Origin of the sequence: Pseudoalteromonas sp. Angola-4, from assembly GCF_028599265.1 — a bacterium.
In the GTDB taxonomy this organism is placed as follows: domain Bacteria; phylum Pseudomonadota; class Gammaproteobacteria; order Enterobacterales; family Alteromonadaceae; genus Pseudoalteromonas; species Pseudoalteromonas atlantica.
The window spans coordinates 1-5,243 of sequence record NZ_JAQREK010000037.1 but is presented as its reverse complement, the minus strand read 5'-3'; the positions used below and the strand labels follow the sequence as shown (position 1 = coordinate 5,243).

Genomic DNA, 5,243 nt, shown 5'->3' with positions numbered 1-5,243 from the left:
GACAAGGAGAAGTGAAGGAGAAGAACTAGTAAAGCTAATAACTTCTCAGTGTAGCGCGCAGCGCCTCTGTGCTCTCGGTGGTCAAATTGTTTTGCGGTTGAATTTTTACCTAATTGATAAATAAAGAAAACATTATTATCACCACAGAGAAGCCAAGGAGAAGTGAAGGAGAAGAACTAGTAAAGCTAATATCTTCTTAGTGTAGCGCGCAGCGCCTCTGTGCTCTCGGTGGTCAGATTGTTTTGCGGTTGAATTTTTACCTAATTGATAAAAAATAAAACATTATTATCACCACAGAGAAGACAAGGAGAAGTGAAGGAGAAGAGCTAGTAAAGCTAATATCTTCTCAGTGTAGCGCGCAGAGCCTCTGTGCTCTCGGTGGTCAAATTGTTTTGCGGTTGAATTTTTACCTAATTGATAAAAATAAAACATTATTATCACCATAGAGAAGACAAGGAGAAGTGAAGGAGAAGAGCTAGTAAAGCTAATATCTTCTTAGTGTAGCGCGCAGCGCCTCTGTGCTCTCGGTGGTAATTAATGTGTAACTTAAATAAGCTAGCAAGCAAATGCAAAAGTGGCGAACAAAATATGTGCAACTTAAATAATTAGTCTATATTCCAAGATGACAAATTTGCAAAGGATCGCCATGGAAGACTTACTAACTCAAAAAGTAATTGGTTGCGCCATTGAAGTACATAAAAACCTAGGGCCAGGTTTATTAGAATCAAGCTACGAGAGCTGCCTAATATATGAACTGCAGCAAGCAGGTTTATCAACAAAAAGCCAAATAAAATTACCAATCAAATATAAAAACACAACCATAGATGCAGGGTATAGGCTCGATATATTAATCCCAAAGCAATTAATAATAGAAATAAAAACAGTTGATAAACTATTGCCAATTCATACAGCACAGCTAATAACATACTTAAAATTAAGCGGTATAAAAACAGGATTACTCATAAACTTTAACCAAGTAAAGCTAATTGAAGGTATAAAGCGAATAAGCGTTTAATAGAAAAGCTGATAGCTTCAACAAATCGATTCGCGCTTGCGCGTAAACATACCTCATGCTTTAATTACACCGCTAAAAAAATAAGTACTCACCAAGGTTGGTGAGCAAGCGCAATATTTAAAATAATTTTGGGATTCTACAATGGCGTTAAGCTGTAAATCACTCGCAACTTCTCTCGTAATGCTTGCAATATCAGGGTGTACAATAGTACCCGGTAGCCACTTTGAAGGCATAGACTCAGGCGAACAAACATATAACCTTGAGCAAGATCTCGAAAAAGTAAACATTCAAATTATCGACTCTCAGCTTTTAAACACGCAAAAGTTAGAACAAGTAGCCGCTAAGCCTATTTCAAGTAATGCAGGCGTTAATATCACTGATTACGAATATAGAATTGGTGTTGGCGATGTACTTACAATAGGCGTGTGGGATCACCCCGAGCTTACAATACCTGCTGCCGTACAGCGTACCGCAGAGTTTGATGGCTTTAGAGTGCAAAAAGACGGCACAATTACTTACGCGTATGCGCCCAACATTCCTGCCGCAGGCCGAACTATTAGCCAAGTGCGTGACGACCTAGTAAAACGCTTAAGCCGAGTAATAGAAGACCCACAGGTAGATGTAAAAGTAGTAGGCTTTAGAAGCCAAAAAGCCTACGTAACAGGTGAGGTAAATAAGCCTGGCGTTTACCCTGTAACCGAAATACCGCTTACCCTTATTGATGCGCTAAACCAAGCTGGTGGATTAACCGATTCAGCAGACTGGCGCACAGTTACTTTCACCCGAGGCGATAAAACAGAAGTTATTCAGCTTGATGATTTTTATGCCCATGGCGATATTTCGCAAAACCGTTTATTACAGCACGGCGACATAGTGCATGTAAGCCGTAACGATGCGCAAAAGGTATTTGTACTAGGCGATGTAAAAAAAGCGGGTTCAGTAACCCTTAATCGCTATGGTTTAAATTTAGCCGAAGCGTTAAGTGATTCGGGCGGCCTAAATGAAGCAACAGCAGATGCAAATGGCGTATTTGTACTACGTAAAAGTAACGTAGAACAAACGGGCTATATTGCAAACGTATATCAGTTACATGCAAAAAATATTGCAGCAATGGTACTAGCAGAGCAATTTGAATTGCAGCCAAGCGACATTGTATATGTAACCTCTGCACCGCTTGCACGTTGGAACCGTGTAATAAGTTTATTACTACCATCGGTAGCATCAGTTGATAGCTTAGATGATATTTCATCAAACTAAGGGTTAAAAAATGTTTGATTCAGTTTTAGTAGTTTGTGCGGGTAACATATGCCGTAGTCCTACCGGTGAATATGTATTAAAGCAAAAGCTTGAAGGTAAAAATATTAAAGTATCGTCGGCTGGATTAACCGCACTTGAAGGTAAACCCGCCGATGCCACAGCTAAGCAAATTGCACAGGCAAATGGTGTGAATATGGATGCCCACCAAGGGCGCCAATTAACATCAGCTTTGGTAGCGCAAAACAGCGTTATTTTAGTAATGGAAGAGCGCCATTTAAACGATGTACACGCTCGTTACCCAGAGGCACGCGGTAAAACCTTTTTATTAGGTAAATGGATTAACAACGTCGAAATACCCGACCCATACCGCCAAAGCCAAGAGGCTTTTGAACACGTGTACACATTAATCGATAGCGCATGCAGCGCTTGGCAAAAGTATTTATAAGGAATGGCTAATTTAATGACTGCCCAGCCAAGTAATAAAAGTAAAAATACCACGCAACCAACTCAAGAAATCGACTTAATGGCACTACTTGGTGCATTGCTCGACCGTAAATATTTTATAGCCGGTATAACCGCATTATTTATGTTTGTAGGTGTGGTTTATGCTGTATTAAGTACACCGGTTTACCAAGCCACCGCCATGATCCAAGTGGAAGATGGCGGCGCATCGGTCCCTGGGTTTGACGATATGGCCGGCATGTTCGAAAGTACATCGGCCGCAGTAACCGAAATAGAACTCCTTAAATCGCGTAGCGTTATTGGCGAGGCAGTAGATACACTAAAGCTTGATATAACAGCCGAGCCTAAGCTATTCCCTTTTATTGGTAATCGCGCTTATCGTAAATTTATGCCAATGAGCGAGGGCGACCTTGCAGATCCAAGCTTTGGTGCAAGCAGCTACGCTTGGGGCGGCGAAAGCATCAATATATTTAGGTTTGACGTACCGCGTACTGCTGTAAACCAAGAGTTTACACTTGTCGCGCAAACAAATAATGGTGTGGCGCTTTTAAATAGCGAAGGCAACCAAATACTCGCTGGTAAAGTAGGCGAGGGGCTTACTAACGGCAAGTTTAACTTAACAGTGCGCGAGCTTAACGCACGCCCAGGTACTGAGTTTATACTAACCCGTAAAGACCGCCTAAATACAATACTTGATTTACAAGCAGCCATTGGCGCAAGCGAAAAAGGTAAAGACTCAGGCATAATTAATTTAAGCCTGCAAAGCACAAAACCAGGTTACGCCGAAAAAGTACTGGATAAAGTAGCTGCTATTTATGTACGCCGCAACGTAGAGCGCAACAGCGCAGAGGCACAAAAATCACTCGAATTTTTAGAGGTACAATTACCTGAGATTAAAAAGCAGCTAGAGTACGCCGAGCAACGCTTCAACGACTACCAAATAAAACGGCAGTCTATAAACATAACGCTTGAGACTCAGGGCGTATTAGAACAAGTTGTAAAGCTTGAGACTAAGCTACAAGAGCTAAACTTAAAACGCCTAGAACTTGGCCGTAAATTTAAAAAAAATCACCCGTCATATCAAGGTATTGTTGAGCAAATTCAAGCAGTAGAAAAACAAAAAGACCAACTAATAGGCGAGGTAGGCAACTTGCCCGAAACTCAACAAGAGCTACTACGCTTAAAGCGTGATGTTGAGGTAAGTAACCAAATATACACTTTACTGCTTAGTAAAACCCAAGAGCTCGACATAGTACGTGCAGGCACTGTAGGCAATGTACGTGTTATTGATTACGCCGAGGTAAACACCAGTAAACCAGTTAAACCTAAAAAAGCGTTAATCGTGGTTATGGCAACTATGTTAGGCGGTATGTTAAGCATTGCTATTGTGCTTATACAAAAGGCCATGCATAAAGGGGTGGAAGACCCAAGCGAGATAGAAGCCATAGGCATACCAGTATACGCAAGTGTACCGCACTCAGACCACCAAGATAAGCTAACCGGCTTTGCTAAAGCACGAAAAAATAAAACGGCGAAGGCTAAGAGTATATTAGCACTCGATAACCCTGCCGACCTTTCAATAGAGGCGCTACGTAGCCTACGCACCAGCTTACACTTTGCGATGATGGAGGCTAAAAATAATACTATTGCTATATCGGGCCCAAGCCCAGGTGTGGGTAAATCGTTTATATCGGTTAACTTAGCCTCAGTACTGGCACAAAGCGGTAAAAAAGTACTGGTTATTGATGCCGATATGCGCAAAGGCTATTTGCAAACCCAATTTGGCTTAAAGTGGGATGACGGCCTAAGTGATTACTTATCGGGCCGCTTAAACTTAGCGCAAGTTACCAAAACAACTAAAGTGGAAGGCCTAAGTGTAATTACCCGCGGGCAAATACCACCAAACCCATCAGAGCTATTAATGCATAGCAACTTTAGTAAACTGGTAGAAGAAGTAAGCGCAGCATACGATATAGTAATTATAGATACACCACCAATACTCGCGGTAACCGACCCAGCTATAGTTAGTGCACACACAGGCACCACGTTATTGGTAGCACGCTTTGGCCAAAACCATTTACGCGAAATAGAATTAACGCGAGATCGCTTTGATCAAAACGGTATAGATGTTAAAGGCTTAGTATTTAACGGGGTAGTTAAAAAAGCCAGTAATGCATACGGTTATTATGGTTACTACAACTACGAATATAAATCGGATAAGTAATGAAAGGTACTAGGTGCTAGGAAATAAACTAGGTGGGGATATTCATTTTTGACTTCTCATTTACACTCATTGTCTTCTCTTTGTGAAAATAGGGCTTGCGGGAGCAGGCTATAGCCGATAAAGGCTTTGACTTTTCGCTTTGCACCTTAAAACTGATTAACCTAGAACCTAGAACCTAGAACCTAGAACCTAGAACCTAGAACCTAGAACCTAGAACCTAGAACCTAGAACCTAGAACCTAGAACCTAGAACCTAGAACCTAGAACCTAGAACCTAGAACCTAGA

At 41.4% G+C, this 5,243-nt stretch carries 4 protein-coding genes; all 4 read left to right on the top strand.

Annotated features, from left to right (window positions below; genetic code table 11):
- Positions 1-646: 646 nt before the first annotated feature.
- Positions 647-1,015 (top strand): GxxExxY protein, encoded by a 369-nt coding sequence (locus PSH48_RS20605; protein ID WP_273612282.1) that lies wholly within the window; start codon positions 647-649, stop codon positions 1,013-1,015.
- Positions 1,016-1,156: 141 nt separating this feature from the next.
- On the top strand, positions 1,157-2,272 hold the full coding sequence (locus PSH48_RS20600; RefSeq protein ID WP_273612281.1) for a polysaccharide export protein: 1,116 nt from the start codon (positions 1,157-1,159) through the stop codon (positions 2,270-2,272).
- 10 nt (positions 2,273-2,282) lie between these two features.
- Positions 2,283-2,717, top strand: a complete 435-nt coding sequence (locus PSH48_RS20595) for a low molecular weight protein-tyrosine-phosphatase (RefSeq protein ID WP_024032453.1) — start codon at positions 2,283-2,285, stop codon at positions 2,715-2,717.
- Between the two features lie 15 nt (positions 2,718-2,732).
- Positions 2,733-4,958 (top strand): polysaccharide biosynthesis tyrosine autokinase, encoded by a 2,226-nt coding sequence (locus tag PSH48_RS20590; protein ID WP_273612280.1) that lies wholly within the window; start codon positions 2,733-2,735, stop codon positions 4,956-4,958.
- Positions 4,959-5,243: the final 285 nt, after the last annotated feature.

Excerpts from the sequence above, each read along its gene's own strand:
- PSH48_RS20605 (WP_273612282.1), top strand. The coding sequence starts at position 647 with ATGGAAGACTTACTAACTCAAAAAGTAATTGGTTGCGCCATTGAAGTA.
- PSH48_RS20600 (WP_273612281.1), top strand. The coding sequence starts at position 1,157 with ATGGCGTTAAGCTGTAAATCACTCGCAACTTCTCTCGTAATGCTTGCA.
- PSH48_RS20595 (WP_024032453.1), top strand. The coding sequence starts at position 2,283 with ATGTTTGATTCAGTTTTAGTAGTTTGTGCGGGTAACATATGCCGTAGT.
- PSH48_RS20590 (WP_273612280.1), top strand. The coding sequence starts at position 2,733 with ATGACTGCCCAGCCAAGTAATAAAAGTAAAAATACCACGCAACCAACT.